This window comes from Pseudarthrobacter sp. alpha12b (genome assembly GCF_054130495.1).
In genome coordinates this window covers 1905349-1923323 of the sequence record NZ_CP196746.1, presented here as the reverse complement: position 1 = coordinate 1923323, position 17975 = coordinate 1905349, and the positions used below count along the sequence as shown (strand labels likewise).

At 66.3% G+C, this 17975-nt stretch carries 16 protein-coding genes and 1 riboswitch; of the genes, 4 read left to right on the top strand and 12 right to left on the bottom strand.

All coding sequences use genetic code 11. From position 1 onward, the window contains the following. Positions 1-40 precede the first annotated feature (40 nt). From ACTAQI_RS08765 to ACTAQI_RS08735, 7 genes are all read right to left on the bottom strand, one after another. On the bottom strand, positions 41-739 hold the full coding sequence (locus ACTAQI_RS08765) for a metal-dependent transcriptional regulator (RefSeq protein WP_457950631.1): 699 nt from the start codon (positions 737-739) through the stop codon (positions 41-43). 49 nt (positions 740-788) lie between these two features. Next, positions 789-1547: a class I SAM-dependent methyltransferase gene (locus ACTAQI_RS08760; RefSeq protein ID WP_457950630.1), complete on the bottom strand. Its 759-nt coding sequence runs from the start codon at positions 1545-1547 to the stop codon at positions 789-791. Positions 1548-1668: 121 nt separating this feature from the next. After that, positions 1669-3102, bottom strand: coding sequence for an aminotransferase class V-fold PLP-dependent enzyme (locus ACTAQI_RS08755; protein ID WP_457950629.1), 1434 nt, complete (start codon positions 3100-3102; stop codon positions 1669-1671). Positions 3103-3138: 36 nt separating this feature from the next. Continuing rightward, a riboswitch (SAM riboswitch) is annotated at positions 3139-3252 on the bottom strand. Between the two features lie 152 nt (positions 3253-3404). Then, a complete protein-coding gene (gene hisN / locus ACTAQI_RS08750) occupies positions 3405-4217 on the bottom strand; it encodes a histidinol-phosphatase (RefSeq protein ID WP_188571124.1) in 813 nt (270 codons plus the stop codon). 44 nt (positions 4218-4261) lie between these two features. Beyond that, complete coding sequence (gene rsgA / locus ACTAQI_RS08745; protein ID WP_457950628.1) at positions 4262-5377, bottom strand: ribosome small subunit-dependent GTPase A; 1116 nt, start codon at positions 5375-5377, stop codon at positions 4262-4264. After that, complete coding sequence (gene aroA / locus ACTAQI_RS08740) at positions 5361-6749, bottom strand: 3-phosphoshikimate 1-carboxyvinyltransferase (protein ID WP_457950627.1); 1389 nt, start codon at positions 6747-6749, stop codon at positions 5361-5363. The genes rsgA and aroA overlap by 17 nt, the downstream gene beginning before the upstream one ends. Positions 6750-6755: 6 nt before the next feature. Beyond that, the gene (locus ACTAQI_RS08735) at positions 6756-7304 is read right to left on the bottom strand and encodes a DoxX family protein (protein WP_457950626.1); all 549 of its coding nucleotides are present in this window, start codon (positions 7302-7304) and stop codon (positions 6756-6758) included. Between the two features lie 275 nt (positions 7305-7579). Between ACTAQI_RS08735 and ACTAQI_RS08730 the strand changes: the two genes are divergently transcribed. Both ACTAQI_RS08730 and rsrA read left to right on the top strand, forming a co-directional pair. Further along, on the top strand, positions 7580-8353 hold the full coding sequence (locus ACTAQI_RS08730) for a sigma-70 family RNA polymerase sigma factor (RefSeq protein ID WP_457950625.1): 774 nt from the start codon (positions 7580-7582) through the stop codon (positions 8351-8353). Next, complete coding sequence (gene rsrA, locus ACTAQI_RS08725) at positions 8350-8610, top strand: mycothiol system anti-sigma-R factor (protein WP_056334975.1); 261 nt, start codon at positions 8350-8352, stop codon at positions 8608-8610. The genes ACTAQI_RS08730 and rsrA overlap by 4 nt, the downstream gene beginning before the upstream one ends. Before the next feature lie 103 nt (positions 8611-8713). On the opposite strand, the gene ACTAQI_RS08720 is transcribed toward rsrA, so the two are convergent. The 5 genes from ACTAQI_RS08720 to ACTAQI_RS08700 form a co-directional block, all read right to left on the bottom strand. Further along, the gene (locus tag ACTAQI_RS08720; RefSeq protein ID WP_369299106.1) at positions 8714-8788 is read right to left on the bottom strand and encodes a 50S ribosomal protein bL37; all 75 of its coding nucleotides are present in this window, start codon (positions 8786-8788) and stop codon (positions 8714-8716) included. 118 nt (positions 8789-8906) lie between these two features. Next, a complete protein-coding gene (locus tag ACTAQI_RS08715; protein WP_457950624.1) occupies positions 8907-9521 on the bottom strand; it encodes a PadR family transcriptional regulator in 615 nt (204 codons plus the stop codon). Continuing rightward, the gene (locus tag ACTAQI_RS08710; protein ID WP_457950623.1) at positions 9521-10354 is read right to left on the bottom strand and encodes a DUF4097 family beta strand repeat-containing protein; all 834 of its coding nucleotides are present in this window, start codon (positions 10352-10354) and stop codon (positions 9521-9523) included. Before ACTAQI_RS08710 ends, ACTAQI_RS08715 begins: the two co-directional genes overlap by 1 nt. A gap of 84 nt (positions 10355-10438) precedes the next feature. Continuing rightward, on the bottom strand, positions 10439-11038 hold the full coding sequence (locus ACTAQI_RS08705) for a GDSL-type esterase/lipase family protein (protein ID WP_141160025.1): 600 nt from the start codon (positions 11036-11038) through the stop codon (positions 10439-10441). A gap of 157 nt (positions 11039-11195) precedes the next feature. Continuing rightward, positions 11196-15011, bottom strand: coding sequence for a multifunctional oxoglutarate decarboxylase/oxoglutarate dehydrogenase thiamine pyrophosphate-binding subunit/dihydrolipoyllysine-residue succinyltransferase subunit (locus ACTAQI_RS08700; RefSeq protein WP_457950622.1), 3816 nt, complete (start codon positions 15009-15011; stop codon positions 11196-11198). 547 nt (positions 15012-15558) lie between these two features. Here ACTAQI_RS08700 and ACTAQI_RS08695 point away from each other — a divergent pair. Then, positions 15559-16893, top strand: coding sequence for a hemolysin family protein (locus ACTAQI_RS08695; RefSeq protein WP_457950621.1), 1335 nt, complete (start codon positions 15559-15561; stop codon positions 16891-16893). Next, complete coding sequence (locus ACTAQI_RS08690) at positions 16890-17960, top strand: hemolysin family protein (RefSeq protein ID WP_457950620.1); 1071 nt, start codon at positions 16890-16892, stop codon at positions 17958-17960. The genes ACTAQI_RS08695 and ACTAQI_RS08690 overlap by 4 nt, the downstream gene beginning before the upstream one ends. Positions 17961-17975 lie beyond the last annotated feature (15 nt).

Below are 17975 nucleotides of genomic sequence, written 5' to 3'. Positions count from 1 at the left end.
ACCATACGGGAGGCGGCCAAATCGGCGGCCGGTGCCTGATCTAGCCGTCCAGGACGCAGCCTGGATGCGGGGTGTCGCTGGAGACCCACAGCGCCGAGGCAATCTCATCAGCAAGGTCGTAGTCGCGGGCACCGATGCGCACCACCAGGGGACCGCCGAACGGCCGCCGCCCCACCACCTCAACATCCGCGTCGAGGTCGATGTCCTGGGCGGCCAGGTACCGCAGGAGCTCAGGATTGTCATCGCTGATCCGGGTGATCCTGCCGCTGTGTCCCTGGTCCAGCCCGGCGAGCAGGTGGGCACGCGGCATCAGCACCTGGCCGTCCGCCGTGGGGATGGGGTCGCCGTGCGGGTCACGTTGCGGGTCACCGAGTTTGGCCGCGACGCGTTCGATGAACGTATCCGACACCGCGTGCTCCAGCTGTTCGGCTTCATCGTGTACCTCGTCCCAGCTGTAGCCGAGCCGCTGGACAAGGTAGGTCTCGATCAGCCGGTGGCGCCGGACCATTGACAGGGCCAGGCGCAGGCCGGCCTCGGTCAGCGTGACGGCGCTGTATGGCTTATGGTCCACCAGGCCCTGGTCCTTCAACTTGCGGACCATCTCCGATACGGAGGAGTTTGCGACCCCCAGCCGCTGTGCCAACTGGGAGGACGTGATGGGCTTGTCCTGCCATTCCGTGAAGGAATAGATGACCTTGACGTAGTCCTCGATCGAGGAGGAGGGCGCGCTGGTCTTCACCCGTCCAAGCCTACCGGTTTGGCCGGGCCGGCAGCGCGCGCCGCAGCGGTCATGCCTTGACGGCGCGCCACGCCAGGGTGAGGTAGGGGAGGTCAAGTTCCTGGTCCGGGGCGTAGGCCAGGTGTTCGTGGAGGTACCAGTCCAGGTTGGTCAGGACTTTGGCCCGCGTCGCCTCACCGGCCCGCAGGTAGTAGCTGCGCGACTTGGTGAGCTCCATCAAGTCCCCGGTGGTCAGCCTGTCCTGCCAGCGGGTGACGTGCCCTTCGAGTCCGTGGAATTCGGGTCCGACGACGGGCTTGTGGCCAGGCCGGTACACGTCGCCCGCATGCATGATCCGGGAGAGCCGGTGCACCCAGGGCACGGAGGTGTCCAGCTGGTTCCAGACCAGGCCCAGCGTTCCGTGCGGGCGCAGGACGCGCGCCAATTCCGTGCTTGCCGCCCGGGGATCGCACCAGTGCCACGCCTGGGCAACGGTGACGACGTCGAATCCGGCGTCAGGCAGGCCTGTCGCCTCGGCAGTCCCCGGCACAGCCGTGGCAGCGGGGCAGTGCGCCTTCAGCTGGGCGAGCATGTCCGCGGAGGGGTCGATTGCGGTGACATCCAGTCCCATGGCCAGCAGCAACGCCGTGAACTTTCCGGTACCCGCGCCGACGTCCAAGGCGTCATGGGCCCCTGCGGGCACCAGCCACCGGGCCGATTCCGGAGGATAGCCGGGCCGGACACGCTGGTAGTGCCGGCCGCCGTCCTGGAAGCTCTGCCCGAGCTCCCTGCGCCGCAAGTGATCAAGCCTGGGGCCACCCCGAACCACGCGTGGCCTCCTTCTTGTCCTGCCGGTGATCTCCCCTCGAAGATACCGCATGTGCGGTCACCGGAGTTGGCAGGACGGCAATCCGGGGGCGCCGCGGCCGGGCCGGGGAACTGCCCCTGCCTTAGTCGTCGATGCAGGGGGCTGCGCCGGCGGTTCCCGGGGTGTTGGGGGCCCAGTGCGGGTAGGTGCGGAAATCGTTGGCGGGCACCCAGCGGCCCGCATCCACCACGTAGTCCCATCCGAGTCCGTTGCTGCGCAGGGCCCTGATGCCGGCGAGGAGGCGTTCGGCGTCCTCCAGCCGTGAGCCCACGCCGAAGCTTGCCCGGAGGGAGCCCGACGGCAGGCCCAGGCGCTTCAGCAGGGGATGGGCGCAGAAGCGGCCGTCGCGCAGGCCCACCCCGTGCTCTGCGGAGAGATAGGCTGCCACCAGTCCAGCGTCGTAGCCTTCCACGGAAAAGTTGACCACGCCGATGGTGTCAGTTTCCGGGTTGGTGTCCTTGAAGATCTGGTGGACGGTGACCCCTTCGATGTCCTGCAGGCCCGCCACCAGGAAGGAGCGGATGGCGGATTCGTGGGCATGCCACCGGTCCTGGTCGAGTACTGCGATCACCTGGGTCGCACGGGCCAGGGTGGCAGCGCCGAGGACATTCGGCGAGCCCCCCTCATGGCGGGCCGGCCCCGTGGCCCAGCTGACGCCGTCGAGCCTTGCTTCCTTGACGGCGCCGCCACCGGCGAGGTGCGGGACGCCGGCGTCCAGCCAGTCAGGCCGTCCCACCAGGACGCCCGCGCCGAACGGGGCGTACAGCTTGTGGCCGGAAAAGGCGAGGTAGTCGACGTCGTCCGCGCTGATGTCCACCCGGCGGTGCGGCGCGAGCTGGGCTGCGTCCACCACGATCCGTGCGCCGTGCTGGTGGGCGATCGCGGCCAGGGCCCGGATGGGAAGGATCTCGCCGGTGACATTCGAAGCGCCGGTCACCGCCAGCAGGCTGACCCCGCCCTGCTCCAGTTCGGCACGGACGGCGTCAAGGGTGCCCGCGACCGTGTCTGCGGCCACGATGCTGCGGTGCGGAACGCCCTGCCATGGCAGCAGGTTGGCGTGGTGCTCGATGTCCAGGTAGAGGACGTCACCGTCAGGGCGGCCCCCGGTGACCGGAAGGCAGCCCGCCAGCAGGTTCAGCGAATCCGTCGTGTTGCGGGTGAAGATGACCGAATCATCCGGGCGGCCGCCCACGAAATCCCTGACGATGCTGCGCGCATTCTCGTATACGGAGGTGCTGATCTGGGAGGCATAGCCCGCTCCGCGGTGGACGCTCGCGTAGTAGGGCAGGATCTCATTCAGGTAGGCGGACACCACGGACAGCGCCGGGGCGGAGGCGCCGTAATCGAGGTTGGCGTACCGCACGTGCCCGCCGGAAATCAGGGGCGCCTGGATTTCGGCGCCGGTGACGGCAGCAAGGGGGCGGCCGGCAACGGCACGGCGTTCGTCGGCAAGCCGTCCGTCGTCGATGCCGGCTTCGGCGATGGCGGGCTGGGGGGAGACGGTGGCAGTTGTCACAGAGACCTCACTTGAATAGAGGACTCCGGCATGGGGAATCCGCGCTTGCCGCATCCACTCCGGACCGGCCTGGTCGTCACCCGGGGCACCCCGCCGCGAATGGAGGGTTGCCGGCCAGCAAACCGGGGTTTTGCGCTGGCACTCGTGACCTGCATAAAAGCGTAGGACATGGGGCGGCCAGGATTGAAGCCGCGGCGATTGTTAAGGGCTTTGTTACGTGGGGCCGAATAAACGACGCCGGACACCCCCTTCTGGAGGTATCCGGCGTCGCAATATTCGTTTTAGCGGGAAGACGGCGGCAGTTAGAGCAAATCGTCCAAGTATGGGTTGAGGCGGTGCAGCACTTCGGAGTGCAGGATGGAGTTGGTGGCCAGCGCGTTCCCGCCGAACGGTCCGTCCTCGCCCTCAAGGGATGTGAAGCGGCCGCCTGCCTCCACAACGATCGGCACCAGGGCAGCCATGTCGTAGAGGTTCAGCTCCGGTTCGCAGGCAATGTCCACGGAGCCCTCGGCCACCATGCAGTAGGACCAGAAATCCCCGTAGGCCCGGGTCCGCCAGACGTCTTCGGTGAGCCCGAGGAACTCGTCAAGGTTTCCGCGTTCCTTCCAACCGCCCAGGCTGGAGTAGGAGAGGGAGGCATCGGAAAGGCTGGAGACGTTGGAGACCCGGAGCCGGGTGGCCGCTGCCAGGGACCTGCCCATGTACGCGCCCATCCCCTTTGCCGCCCACCAGCGCTTGCCGAGGGCCGGCGCGCTTACCACGCCTACCACCGGCTCGCCTTCATCGACCAGAGCGATCAGCGTGGCCCATACCGGAACGCCGCGGACAAAGTTCTTGGTCCCGTCGATGGGATCGATGATCCAGCGCCGCGAACCATGGCCGGTGCTGCCGAATTCCTCGCCCAGGACGGCGTCGCGGGGCCGGGAACGGGAGAGCTGGCCGCGGATGGCTTCCTCGGCAGCCTTGTCCGCGTCGGTGACGGGCGTCAGGTCCGGCTTGGTCTCAACGTGCAGGTCCAGGGCCTTGAAGCGGCTCATGGTCTGGTCATCCACGGAGTCGGCCAGGACATGGGCCAGGCGCAGGTCATCGTTGTAGCTCGAAGCGGGTTGGATCATGGTTCCAAACTACCGTCTGCGGACGGTTCTGCCGGGAGAACGCGTCAGTTGATGCTCCCGAGCTCCTTGGTTTCCTGCGCTTCCATCCGCGGGTCGGTACCGAGCAGGCGCCGCAGGGAGGCCAGCCGTGCCGGCCCGGTGGGACCTGCGTGTCCGCCTCCCACCCAGTCATCGAGGCCGCAGTCCACTGCCGTTGCAGTGTGCTTGCAGCCCCGTTCACAGTTTTCGATGCCGGGAGAGAGGTCCGGGAAGGAGCGCAGGATCCGGTCCGGGTCCACGTGTGCCAGCCCAAAGGAACGGATACCCGGGGTATCGATGATCCAGCTGCCGGGCGGCGCGTCCGCCAGCCGCAGGGCCAGGGCCGACGACGACGTGTGGCGGCCGCGTCCGGTCACGGCGTTCACTCCGCCGGTGGCCCGCTCGGCTCCGGTCAGCGCGTTCACCATAGTGGACTTTCCAACACCGGAGTGCCCGAGCATCACGGTGACCTTGCTGTCGAGGTGGTCACGGAGGGCCGCCACGGCCGCGCTGTCCAGCCGCGCCGAGAGACCGTCATCGGACCTTGCGTCGATCCCCGAGGCCTGTGCGTCCGCGGTCTTGCTGATGATGACCGGGAAGTCCAGGTGGGTGTAGTTGGACAGCAACTCTGCGGGGTCCTTGACGTCTGCCTTGGTGACCAGCAGGATGGGCTCGATCCCGGCGTCGTAGGCGGCCACCAGCGCACGGTCGATGAATCCCGTGCGGGGCTCTGGGTTGGCCGCCGCCACCACGATTACCAGTTGGTCCGCGTTGGCCACCACCGCGCGCTCAATGGGGTCCGTGTCGTCGGCGCTGCGTCGCAGGAGGGTGTGGCGGTCCTGGATCTTCACCAGCCGGGCCAGCGTGTCCGGTGCGCCGGACACGTCCCCCACCAGTGACACGAAATCGCCGGCAACCACGGGCGAGCGGCGGAGTTCCCGGGCGCGCGCTGCGATGACGACACGCTCGTTGTCCGAGTCCTCGCCCACCACCGCCGTATACCGGCCGCGGTCCACAGTGATGATCCGTCCGGTTACGGCGTCGTCGTGGCTGGGCCGGTCCTTGGTGCGCGGCCGGGAACCCTTCTTGCTGGGGCGGATGCGAACGTCCGATTCGTCCCAGGAATCAGTGCTCCGCGCCACTGCCGCGCCCTTCCGGTCCGGCTGCGGACCCCGCTTCCTGGGCCAGCATGCCGGCCCACAGTTGGGGGAAGTCCGGCATGGTCTTGGCGGTGGTGGCGATGTCCTCCACCTGGACGCCCTCCACCGCGAGTCCCAGGATGGCGCCCGCCGTGGCCATGCGGTGGTCCGCGTAGCTGTGCACGACGCCGGCGTGCAGCGGGGCGGGCCGGATCACCAGGCCGTCGCTGGTTTCCTCGGCGTCGCCGCCGAGCCGGTTGATCTCCGCCACCAGGGCCGCGAGCCGGTCCGTCTCATGCCCCCGCAGGTGGGCGATCCCGCTGAGCCGGGAAGGTCCCGTGGCAAGGGCGCACAGGGCTGCCACCGTCGGAGCCAGTTCACTGGTGTCGGCGAAGTCACCTCCCTTGATCTCCGGGCCGCCGGTGACGGACAGGACGCCGTCAGCAAGGGTCACCGTGGCGCCCATGCTGGTGAGGATCCCGCGCCACAGGTCTCCCACCTGCTGGGTTTCCGCCGGCCAGTTGGGGATGCGGACCGTCCCACGCGAGGCAAGGGCCGCCGCAAGGAAGGGCCCGGCGTTGGACAGGTCCTGTTCGATCCGCTGGTCGAAGGCGCGGATGGGCCCCGGCGCCACCACCCAGTGGTTGGGGACGGAGTCGTCCACCGACACGCCGGCGCCGCGCAGGACGGCCACCGTCATGTTGATGTGGTCCAGGCTGGGCACCGGCTTGCCCACGTGTTCAAGGTGCAGGCCCTCGTCGAACCGCGCCCCCACCAGCAGGAGGGCGGAGACGAACTGCGAGGAGGCGCTGGCGTCGATCACCAGATGGCCGCCGCGCACTGCGCCGGTGCCTTCCACGACGAAGGGGAGCGACGACGGCGCGCTGCCGTCTTCAGCGGAAACGGCCACGCCCAGGGCTTTGAGGGCCTCGATGATGGTCCCCATGGGACGCTTCCGGGCGTGCGGGTCGCCGTCGAAGACGCTGGCTCCGCTGCGGAGCGCCGCGAGGGGAGGGACGAACCGCATGACAGTTCCGGCAAGTCCGCAGTCGATCCTGGCGGCGGACTCCGCCCCTGCCGCCGGGAGTGGAACTACCTCCAGGTCCGGCCCGAACGCACCGTCCCCGGGCACCTCGGTAATGGAGGCGCCGAGCTGCCTGAGCGCGTCGACCATCAGTGCGGAGTCCCTGGAGTGCAGGGGCGCCCGCAGCCGGGACGGACCGTCCGCAAGGGCTGCCAGGACCAGGTACCTGTTGGTCAGGGATTTCGATCCGGGCACCGTCACGGTGGCGTCAACGGGCCGGGACGCAAACGGCGCGGCCCAGTGGTGGACAGGTGTTCCGGAGCCGTCCCGGGTGGCAGCTGCTGCGGTCATTCGTGTTTATGCTCCCGTGGCGTGTTCGACGGCGCGGCGCACGGCCTTGTCCGCCTTGTTCAGTTTCTTGGTGGTGGTTTTGCGGGCGTCGGCGGCCAGGTGCGAGGCATTCCTGCGCGCATCGGAGGCCAGGTGCTCGGCGCGCCATGCCAGGCCGGGCTTGCCAGCAGTGTCCACCGAAGCCAGCAGGGCGCCACCGCTCAGCGAGAGGTTCTTGAGCAGCTGGTTCCGGCGGCCTTCGCGCCCTTCCTTGCTGCTGATGTCCGCGCTGCGCCACTCAACGAAGGTATTCAGGAGGGAAACCACGGTCAGGAGGCCGGCTGAGAGCCTGGAGAACTTGCCGAGCCCGAACAGGACACCGGCTCCCACCTGGGTTCCGCCGATGACCCGGGCGAGAGTCTTCTCGCTCGTCTGGAATGGAAGCGAGGCTGCGGCCTTGCGCAGCAGCGGTGAGAGCTGCTGTGCGGTGTCGTCGGCGTTCCTGAGCTTATCCAGTCCGGCAAGAACGAAACTGGAGGCAAGCATGGGCCGTGCGAGGGTGCGGACAAAGGGCATGGATTTCCTCCTGGATGGACGAGCCGCAGCGAGCGGCGGAGTCGGTCCTAGTCTTGCACTTTTGGGGAATATTTGCCCGTGGGAGGAGGTTATGGCAAACGGGTCCGCGACATGGGCCCGGCGATCATTCACCCGATACAGAGCGGAGTTGGGCCTTGCGGAAGGTGTTGGACGGAACCAGGCAGGCGGGACCGGTGGCAGTGGACAAGCTGTCCGCCGAGCCGCCGGAGTACGGTATGCCCCGGACGGGAAGCCTGACAGTAGACTTGAAGGCAATGAGCACCCTGGATCCGGCCGTCGCGGCCATGTACGAGGCTTCCCCCGGCGAAGTGAACGGGAAGGCAGGCTCCGCGCCCGTGCCTCCCGGACAGGCAGGTCCTGAATCATTGGCCGCTGACGCTGAGACCGGGGACGGCGCGCTGGACGTTTCCACCGAGAGCGTGGAGCAGCGCCGTCTTCGCTTTGAGCGGGACGCCATGCAGTATGTCGACCAGCTGTATTCCGCTGCCATGCGCATGGCACGGAACCCGTCGGACGCGGAGGACCTGGTCCAGGAGGCCTACACCAAGGCTTTTTCGGCTTTCCACCAGTACAAGCCGGGTACAAACCTCAAAGCGTGGCTCTACCGGATCCTGACCAACACGTACATCAACCTGTACCGCAAGCGGCAGCGTGAGCCTTTGCAGTCCAACTCGGACAGCATCGAGGACTGGCAGCTGGCGCGGGCGGAATCGCATACCTCAAGCGGACTGCGTTCGGCCGAGGCTGAAGCCCTGGACCACCTTCCGGATTCGGACGTCAAGCGGGCGCTCCAGGATATTCCGGAGGAGTTCCGCCTGGCGGTCTATTTCGCTGACGTGGAGGGTTTCGCCTACAAGGAAATCTCGGACATCATGAACACGCCCATCGGCACGGTGATGTCCCGGCTCCACCGCGGCCGGCGAATGTTGCGGGACATGCTCGCGGAATACGCCGCCGAGCGGGGATTCAAAACGGCCGCGGATACGTCGGATGCGGCAGGAAGCAAAGCACAGGAGAAAAGGAAATGAGCGACTGCCAGGGATTGGGCGACTGCGACGATACGCGGATGCAACGCATCTACGAATACCTTGACGGGGCACTGACCCGCGAGGACATCACCGAAATCAAGAACCACCTTGATGACTGCCCTGAATGCACGGAGCAGTACGACCTTGAGTGCGTCATCCGCAACATGGTCAAGCGCTCCTGCACGGAGTCCGCGCCGGATAACCTAAAGAACGCCATACTGGACCGGATACATGCCATCCGTCCCGTTGAGGCGTAGCGACAGGCAGTTCCCGCCCAGCAGGGCCGCAGAACAGCAAAGGACCCCGGAAGCCGTTTGGCTTGCGGGGTCCTTCGCTTGAACCGTAGTTCCTGGCATTTGCCTAGGTGTTGGGGCGCTTCCCGTGGTTCGCGCCGCCACGCTTACGGTCACGACGCTTGCGTGCACGCTTGCTCATAGCTGGCCTCCTTACTGTTGGTACTCAAAAGAGCTGCCCTCCAGTCTCCCACATGATCTGGCGCCCCGCGAACCGGGAAACCGCGGATGACCTGCGGTAGCGCTGCCGGGGGCCGGTCCTAGGGCTGCATGGTGCCGCGGATGGCCGCACGGGCCTGCTCCAGGGCGGTCCGGACGGTCTCCACCGTCACCGGGCTGATGGGGTCGTGCAGGGCCTGGCGCCGGAGATCTGCGCGAAGCTCGTCGCGGAAATCCTGCAGCAGCAGTTCCGCCTCCTTGAGTGGCTGCCCCCTGCGCGGTTGCCCCTGGCTGCTTCCCGGCAAGGTGGCCGCGGACGCAGCCGCGGCCCGGGCAGCGTCCGCTGCTGCGGCAAGGTCGCCGCGGAGCCCCCGCATGCTGCTGCGGATGTCCTCCCTAAGGGTTCCCGACAGCCGCTGGACAGAGACTGCGATGTCATTCTCAACACCCGCCAGATCTTCCCGGCGCCGGTTCAGTTCTGCAAGGCCGGCGGCGGTAATGCGGTAATTGGTGCGCCGTCCCGCCGGCTCGGTGGCCACCAGGCCGTCCTCTTCAAGCTTGCCCAGCCGCGGGTAAATCGTTCCGGAGCTGGGCGAATAGGTCCCGCCAAACCGGTCCTTGAGCGCCTTGATCAGCTCGTAGCCGTGCTTTGGCCCGCTTTCGAGCAGGGAGAGGAGATAAAGGCGCAACGCACCATGTGCGAAGACGGGGGGCATCAGCGTTCTGCTTCCCCGTAGGAGTCAACGGGTGCCGGAGCGTGGAAAATGGACGTCTTGCCGGACACCGAGTTGGTCCGGACGAGCATCAGCTGCCCATCAGGCCCCGCGATGGTTTCCACCCTGCCGTTGGTGAGCAGGCATTGCTGGCCGTCCAGAACCACCGCTCCTCCGGCGGACTTGGCCACGATGTCGACCCCCACGTCGGCCGGCAGCCTGACGGTGAGGTCTCCGGAGACGGAGTTGGAGCCGAAATCCTGCGTGAAATCGAGCAGGTCGAAGCTGAGATGGCCGCTGACGGTATTGGTGCGCACATTGGTGAAGTGGCCGGAGGCGGTGACCTCACCGGAAATGCTTTTGGCGGTGAGGACACCACGGTGGTTCCTTACGGTCACGCTGCCGCTGACCGTGGTGACCTGCAGCTCCCCGGAGGTGCTCTCCGCCACGACGGAACCAGACACCGTGTTGAGGCGGACATGGGCAGAGATGCCGGAAACGAGGCCGTCACCGCTCACGGTGCCCGCTTCCACATCGACCCCGGGGGGAACGGCTACGGTGATGACGGCGGAATTGTCGCTGTTGTGGTTGACGGTTTCCATGAGGTTCTTAAACCATCCCTGCGCGCCGTGCAGTTGATGCCGGACTTCCAGCCTGCCGCCGTTCAGGGACACTGCCACGGGGTCGCCGTGCACCTCGGAGACCTCCAGCCGAACCATGGGTTCGGCGTGCGTGATGACGTCAATCCTGCCCCGGACCATGCCCAGCTTCAGGGACATCACGCCGTCCACGTCGATGGTTTGCGGGCTTGAAACAGTCCAGTTTTCCCCGGCCATGATCCCCTCCAAAAGGCGATATATCGCGTTGTAAGCCCAACGTATCGCCGCCGAAGGGCAAGGTCAAGATATATCTCGATGTGGCTACTGGGGTGCGTCCATGCCCAGCCACTGGAACCAGCCGCGGTGCAGCACCAGCCACGCCATGAGGCCATACCCTGCCTGGCCGGGGGTGCCACCGTTTGCCGCGAGGTCCTGGCGCCACTGTTCGTGGTTCAGCAGGGGTGAGAACGTATCGACGTAGAGGTGCTTGCGGCGCGTGGTGACGTCCGCGAAGGCGGTGTTCAGTTCGTCCAGCCGGCGGTTCTGGGCGGGATCCAGCGTGGGGGGCGGCCCCACCACGAATACTTCGATCCGGTTCTGGGAAGCGGAGTCCAGGATGTTGGCCAGGTTCAGCCTGCTCCGGGCGGTGGAGAGGCCGAACTCGATGTCGCGTCCGGAAAGGCCGATGACCAGCCGGTTCTCCGCCTGGGGGCTGAACCGCCTCCCGGCTTCATCCAGCCAGCGTGCAGCCAGGCCTTCGGTACCTTCCTGCGGGCAGGGGAGGGCGTAGCTTTCCAGCAGCATGCCGTCCTGGGGAGTGCGGGCCAGGACGCGGCCCAGCCAGCCAAGCGCCCGGGGGTCGCCCAGTCCGGCCAGCAGTTCGTCTCCTACAGCCGCGATCCGCAGCTTCCTGTCTTCCACGCGTTCCTCTTTACTTCGGTACGGGTTTACTTCGATCCGGCCGCTGCCATCGTCGCCGCCGCAGGTGCGGAAGGCTCGGGGAGGCGCTGTCAGTCCATTAAACAGAACTGCCCGGCCGGAGTCTGGTATTTCGACTCCGGCCGGGCAGCCTTACTGCCTACTTCCGTGCAAATGCCTGCTTCAGGAGAACATCCTGTTCCGCAGCGTGCCGCTTCATGGAACCGGCCGCCGTGGAGGCGGACGCCGGCCGGGACACCACGCGGACGCGGCGGTCAAGGGCCTCCGGCAGGTGCAGGCCGATGAAGGGCCACGGTCCCTGGTTGGCAGGCTCGTCCTGGGCCCACACCACTTCGGCGTTGGGGTACTTGGCGAGCTCCGCTTCGATTTCCGCGTGCGGCAGCGGGTAGAGCTGCTCCACGCGAACGATGGCGGTGGTCTTATCGCCGGTCTTCTGCCGGGTGGACAGCAGATCGTAGTACAGGCGGCCGGAGACCAGGAGCACGCGTTCGACGGCGGTGGCCGGCAGCTGCTCATGGTCACCGATGACCGGGCGGAAAGTGCCGTTGGTGAAGTCTTCCACGGACGAAGCTGCGGCCTTCAGCCGCAGCAGCTGCTTGGGCGTGAAGATGATGAGCGGCTTGCGCGGGCGGCTGTACGCCTGGCGGCGCAGCAGGTGGAAGTGCGAGGCCGCCGTGGTGGGGTTGGCAACAATCATGTTGTCTTCCGCGCACAGCTGCAGGAAGCGTTCGATCCTCGCCGAGGAGTGGTCCGGGCCCTGGCCTTCGTAGCCGTGCGGCAGCATCAGGACCAGGGAGGAGCGCTGGCCCCACTTCTGCTCCGCGGACGAGATGAACTCGTCGATGATGGTCTGCGCACCGTTGACAAAGTCACCGAACTGGGCCTCCCAAAGGACCAGTGCGTCCGGGCGTTCCACGGAGTATCCGTACTCGAAGCCCATGGCGGCATATTCGGACAGCAGGGAGTCGTAGATCCACAGCTTGGCCTGGTTGTCGGAAAGGTTGCCCAGGGGCAGCCATTCCTTGCCGTTGGCGCGGTCGTGGAAGACGGCATGGCGCTGGACAAAGGTGCCGCGGCGCGAGTCCTGGCCGGCCAGGCGCACGGGGACGCCTTCCATGATCAGCGAGCCAAAGGCCGCGATCTCGCCGAAGCCCCAGTCGATGCCGCCCTCGCGGGACATCTGTTCGCGCTTTTCCAGCAGCTGCTTCAGCTTGGGGTGGACGGTGAAGCCATCGGGGATCTCGACGTGGGCCTTGCCGATCCGGGCCAGGGTCTCGGCGCTGATGGCTGTGGAGGCCGGTGCGCTGACACTTGAATCGGACTGCTGGGCCTTGGGCCGTTCGATATCGGATACGGCAGCGGAGTCCGCGGTCACGATCGGAATGGGGGAGGTCTGGGCGGCGTGGGTCTCGGCGAAGACCCGCTCCAGCCGTTCCTGGTAGTCGCGGAGCAGCTGCTCGGCTTCTTCCTCGGTGATGTCGCCACGGCCGATGAGTGACTCCGTGTACAGCTTCCGGACGGAGCGCTTGGCTTCAATCAGGTTGTACATCAGCGGCTGGGTCATCGAGGGGTCGTCACCCTCGTTGTGGCCCCGGCGGCGGTAGCACACCATGTCGATGACAACGTCCTTGTGGAAGCGCTGCCGGAACTCGTAGGCGAGCTGGCCGATGCGGACAACGGCCTCGGGGTCGTCGCCGTTCACGTGGAACACCGGCGCCTGGATCATCTTGGCAACGTCCGTGGAGTACGTGGATGACCGCGACGATGACGGGGCGGTGGTGAAGCCGACCTGGTTGTTGACCACGATGTGGATGGTTCCACCGGTGCGGTAGCCCCGGAGCTGGGACAGGTTGAGCGTTTCGGCCACAACGCCCTGGCCGGCGAAGGCAGCGTCGCCGTGAACCATGATGGGCAGGACAGGGAACGATTCGCCCTGGTCCAGGCGGTCCTGCTTGGCCCGGACGATGCCTTCGAGGACGGAATCCACGGCTTCCAGGTGCGACGGGTTGGCCGCGAGGTAGACCTTAGTCTCCTTGCCGTTGTCCGAGGTGAAGGTGCCTTCGGTGCCCAGGTGGTACTTGACGTCACCGGAGCCCTGGACGGAGCGCGGATCCTGCGTGCCCTCGAACTCGCGGAACACCTGCGCGTAGGTCTTGCCGGCGATGTTCGTCAGGACGTTGAGCCGGCCACGGTGGGCCATGCCGATGGCGACCTCGTCCAGGCCGTCGTCGGCGGCATCGGACATGATGGCGTCCAGCAGCGGGATCAGGGACTCGCCGCCCTCGAGGGAGAAGCGCTTCTGGCCCACGAACTTGGTCTGCAGGAACGTCTCGAAGGCCTCTGCGGCGTTCAGTTTGGAGACGATCCGCAGCTGCTCTTCCCGGCTGGGCTTGGAGTAGGGGTGCTCCAGCTGGTCCTGGAACCACTTGCGTTCGGCGGGCTCCTGGATGTGCATGTATTCGATGCCGGTGGTGCGGCAGTAGGCATCGCGCAGGACTCCGAGGATGTCACGGAACTTCAGCATCGGCTTGCCGCCGAAGCCGCCCGTGGGCCATTCGCGGTCCAGGTCCCAGAGGGTCAGGCCGTAGGTGAGGACGTCAAGGTCCGGGTGCTTGCGCTGCACATACTCCAGTGGATCGGTGTCCGCCATGAGGTGTCCGCGCACGCGGAAGGAGTGGATCAGCTGCTGGATCCGGGCGACCTTGTTGATTTCGTCAGCCGGGTCCACCTGGAGGTCCGGGCTCCACCGGACAGGCTCATAGGGGATGCGCAGGGCTTCGAAGATCTCGTCGTAGAAGTTCTGCGCACCCAGGAGCAGTTGGTGGACCAGCTTGAGGAACTCGCCGCTGCCGGCGCCCTGGATCACGCGGTGGTCGTACGTCGAGGTCAGGGTGAGGACCTTGCTGATGGCGTTCTGGGCGATGATCTTCTCGCTGGCGCCCTGGAACTCCGCAGGGTAGTCAAGGGCACCGACGCCGATGATGGCTGCCTGGCCCTTGGAAAGGCGCGGCACCGAGTGCACGGTGCCGATGCCGCCGGGGTTCGTCAGGGACACAGTAGTGCCCTGGTGGTCCTCGGCGGTGAGCTTGCCGTTGCGGGCGCGCTTGATGAGGTCCTCGTACGTGTGCCAGAACTCGGCGAAGTTGAGGGTCTCTGCCTTCTTGATGTTCGGGACCATGAGCAGGCGGGTGCCGTCGGGCTTGGGCATGTCGATGGCGATGCCGAAGTTCACGTGCGCCGGCTGGACGGCAACGGGCTTGCCGTCCACCTCGTCGTAGTACACGTTCATTGACGGGAACTGGGAAAGCGCGCGGATCACGGCATAGCCGATGAGGTGCGTGAAAGACACCTTGCCCCCGCGGGCGCGGGCCAGGTTGGAGTTGATGACCACGCGGTTGTCGATGAGCAGCTTGGCCGGGATGGCGCGGACGCTGGTGGCGGTGGGCACCTGCAGGCTGGTGACCATGTTGGTGGCAATGGCTTTTGCCGGTCCGCGGAGGACGGAGACGACGTCTTCCTCCGGGGCGGTGGGGGCCTTGACGTTCTTGGGCAGCTGCGCCGGGATGGGCTGCGAGCCGGTGCCGGCTTCGGTCTTCTTACCGCCGTCGCGCGCTTCCGTGGCAGGGGCCTTCTTGAGAGGTGCGGGGGCTGCTGGGGCGGCAGGCGCCTGGGCGGCTGCTGCGGGTGCCGCAGGGGCGGGGGCTGCTGCCGGCGACGGTGCCGCAGCGGCGGGAGCCGCCTTTACAACAGGAAGTTCCCGGGTGGCGGGGTGGGCAGCGTGCGCCGAATTTCCGTTGGAAGAAGAACTGTTACCGGAGTCGAAGGATTCAAACAGCGGCCACCACTTGGCATCCACGGCGTTCTTGTCCTGCTGGTACTGCTCGTACAGTTCGTCCACGAGCCACTCGTTTCCGCCAAATTCCTCTGGTAGACGGTGGCTTGGCTGCTCTGGCACTTGAAATACGCCTCTTCCATGAGTTTGATTTCTCTTTGGCCCCCCGGTGCTTCAGCACTACGTTCGAACCAGTCTCTGCGTCCTCTGAACCCGGACCTTTGCAAGTCTAGTGAGCATTCTGTGTTAACTGCCAATAAGGGTGACTCAAATCATGAAGTGACGAACCAGGGCCCAAATATGGCAGCCGCAGGCGGTCCGACAGGGGCCGCCGGAGCGGCAGCACAGGTGCCGCTGAGGCAGGCAAGGCGGGCGCTTCCGCCCGCCCCGCCACGCGTCCGGCATGGGGCCGCTCCTGTAGACTGAAATTCTTATGGACAGTAAATCTAGGTGCCGGCCTGGGCGCTGTCAGCGGAGCTCGAAGAGCAGCGCCGCGCAGTCCGCCCCCAGAGCCGGCAAACCCCGACAACGCGCCCATCACCAGCCAACGGCCCAGCTTGCCGCAACCCGCACGGACCAGGCGTCGGTATCCGCCGATCATCCTCCGCCGGGACGAAACAGTTTTTCCACCCCGCTTCTGCCCGTTTCAGCACCCCGGGCGGGATGCTGAATGGAATGGCTCCTCCTCGCAGCAGGTTTGCTGCTGATCGCCGGCACCGGGTTCTTCGTGGCCGTCGAGTTCTCCCTCATCGCCCTGGACCAGTCCACCGTCCAGCGCGCCATCGACGACGGCGACACCGGCGCCGCGCCGTTGCTCGCCTGCCTTAAGTCACTGTCAACCCAGCTGTCCAGCTGCCAGCTCGGCATCACCTTGACTACGTTGCTCACCGGTTACGTGATGGAACCATCGGTAGGCCGCCTGCTCAAGGCGCCCCTGGCCGCCGTCGGACTTCCTGAAGTGGCACTGGAGTCCGTCTCACTCATCCTGGCGATGGTGCTCGCTACGCTGCTGTCCATGCTCCTGGGTGAGCTGGTGCCAAAAAACATGGCCATCGCGCTGGCGTTTCCCGTGGGCCGGGCGCTGGCCGGGCCACAGCTGGTCTTCACTACGATCTTCAAGCCGGCCATCCTGGTCCTCAACGGATTTTCCAACAAGGTCCTGCACGTCTTTGGCCTCGAAGCCAAGGAGGAAATTTCCGGGGCGCGGACGCCGGCAGAGCTCGCTTCACTGGTCCGCAGGTCCGCGGCGATGGGAACGCTCGACGCCGGGACGGCCAACTTCATTGCCCGCACCCTGAACTTCTCCACCCGGACGGCTGCCGACGTCATGACCCCCCGCATCCGGCTGGAGACGATCGATGCGGACCAGCCGGTCTCCGACGTCGTGGATGCGGCGCGCAGGACCGGCTACTCCCGGTTCCCCGTCATTGGTGATTCGGCCGATGACATCCGCGGCCTGGTGCACGTCAAGAAGGCGGTTGCCGTTCCGTGGGAACGCCGGCAAAACCTTGAAGCGGGCGCCATCATGACCGAGGTGCTGCGCGTGCCCGAAACCATCCACCTGGATGCCCTGCTGGCCGAGCTTCGGGAGGGAAACCTCCAGCTGGCGGTAGTGCTGGACGAATACGGCGGAACCGCCGGGATTGCCACCCTGGAGGACCTGGTGGAGGAGATTGTTGGCGAGGTGGCGGACGAGCACGACAAAGTCCGCCCGGGACTCCTGCAAAGTGCCTCCGGCGACTGGTACTTCCCGGGGCTCCTTCGGCCGGATGAGTTGTCCGAGCATATTCCCGGCCTCAGTGTTCCGGACGAAGCTGCCTATGAAACCGTGGGCGGATACGTCATGAGCAAGCTGGGCAGGATCGCAGCTGTGGGCGACACCGTCCCCGTGAACGGCGGAACGCTCAGCGTTACCAGGATGGACGGGCGCAGGATCGACCGCATCTGCTTCCACCCTGCGGAAGAACCGACTGGGCAGGACGCCAATATCAGGAGCAAGCCATGAGCGACTGGGCAGGAATACTGTGGCTGGGCTTCCTCCTGCTGGGCAATGCCTTTTTCGTGGCCGCCGAATTCGCCATCATGTCCGCGCGCCGCAGCCAGATTGAACCCCTGGCAGACGCCGGGTCAAAGCGTGCCCAGACCACCCTGCGCGCCATGGAGAACGTCTCCCTGATGCTGGCATGTGCACAATTGGGCATCACGGTCTGTTCGCTGTTGATCCTGCTGGTGGCCGAGCCGGCAATCCACCACCTGCTCGCGGTCCCCATCGAGACGGTGGGACTGCCGGCAGAAGCGGCTGATGTGGCAGCCTTTGCAGTGGCCCTGATGGTGGTGACCTTCCTGCACGTGACGTTCGGCGAGATGGTGCCCAAGAACATCTCGGTGTCCGTGGCGGACAAAGCCGCGCTGGTCCTGGCCCCGCCGCTGCTGTTCATCTCCCGGCTGGTCCACCCCGTGATCTCAGTCCTCAACTGGTCGGCCAACCACATCCTCAAAGTGATGCGGATCGAGCCCAAGGACGAGGTGACGTCCTCGTTCACGCTGGAGGAGGTGCAGTCGATCGTCCAGGAGTCAACCCGCCACGGGTTGGTGGACGACGACGCCGGGCTCATCACCGGTGCGCTCGAGTTCTCGGAGCACACGGCGGAGGACATCATGGTGCCGCTGGGAAACCTCGTCATGCTCGGGGCCTCCACCACCCCCGTGGAGTTTGAGAAGGCCGTCAGCCGCACGGGTTTCTCACGGTTCCCCATGCTTGATGACGAGGACATGCTCTACGGCTACCTCCACGTCAAGGACGTCCTGTCCATTCCTGAGTCCGCCTACGAGCTGCCCATTGCCGAGAGCCAGGTCCGGTCCCTGGCAAACCTTGCGCTGGGTGATGAGATCGAAAAGGCCATGTCCGTCATGCAGCGCACCGGATCCCACCTTGCGCGCGTGATCGGCCCGGACGGCAACACGCGGGGTGTCCTCTTCCTTGAGGACGTCATTGAACAGCTCGTCGGCGAGATCCGGGACGCGACGCAAGCCAGGGGGATCCGCCGGCTGGGCCAACCGAACGGAAACTGACACCGTGGGGCGCCC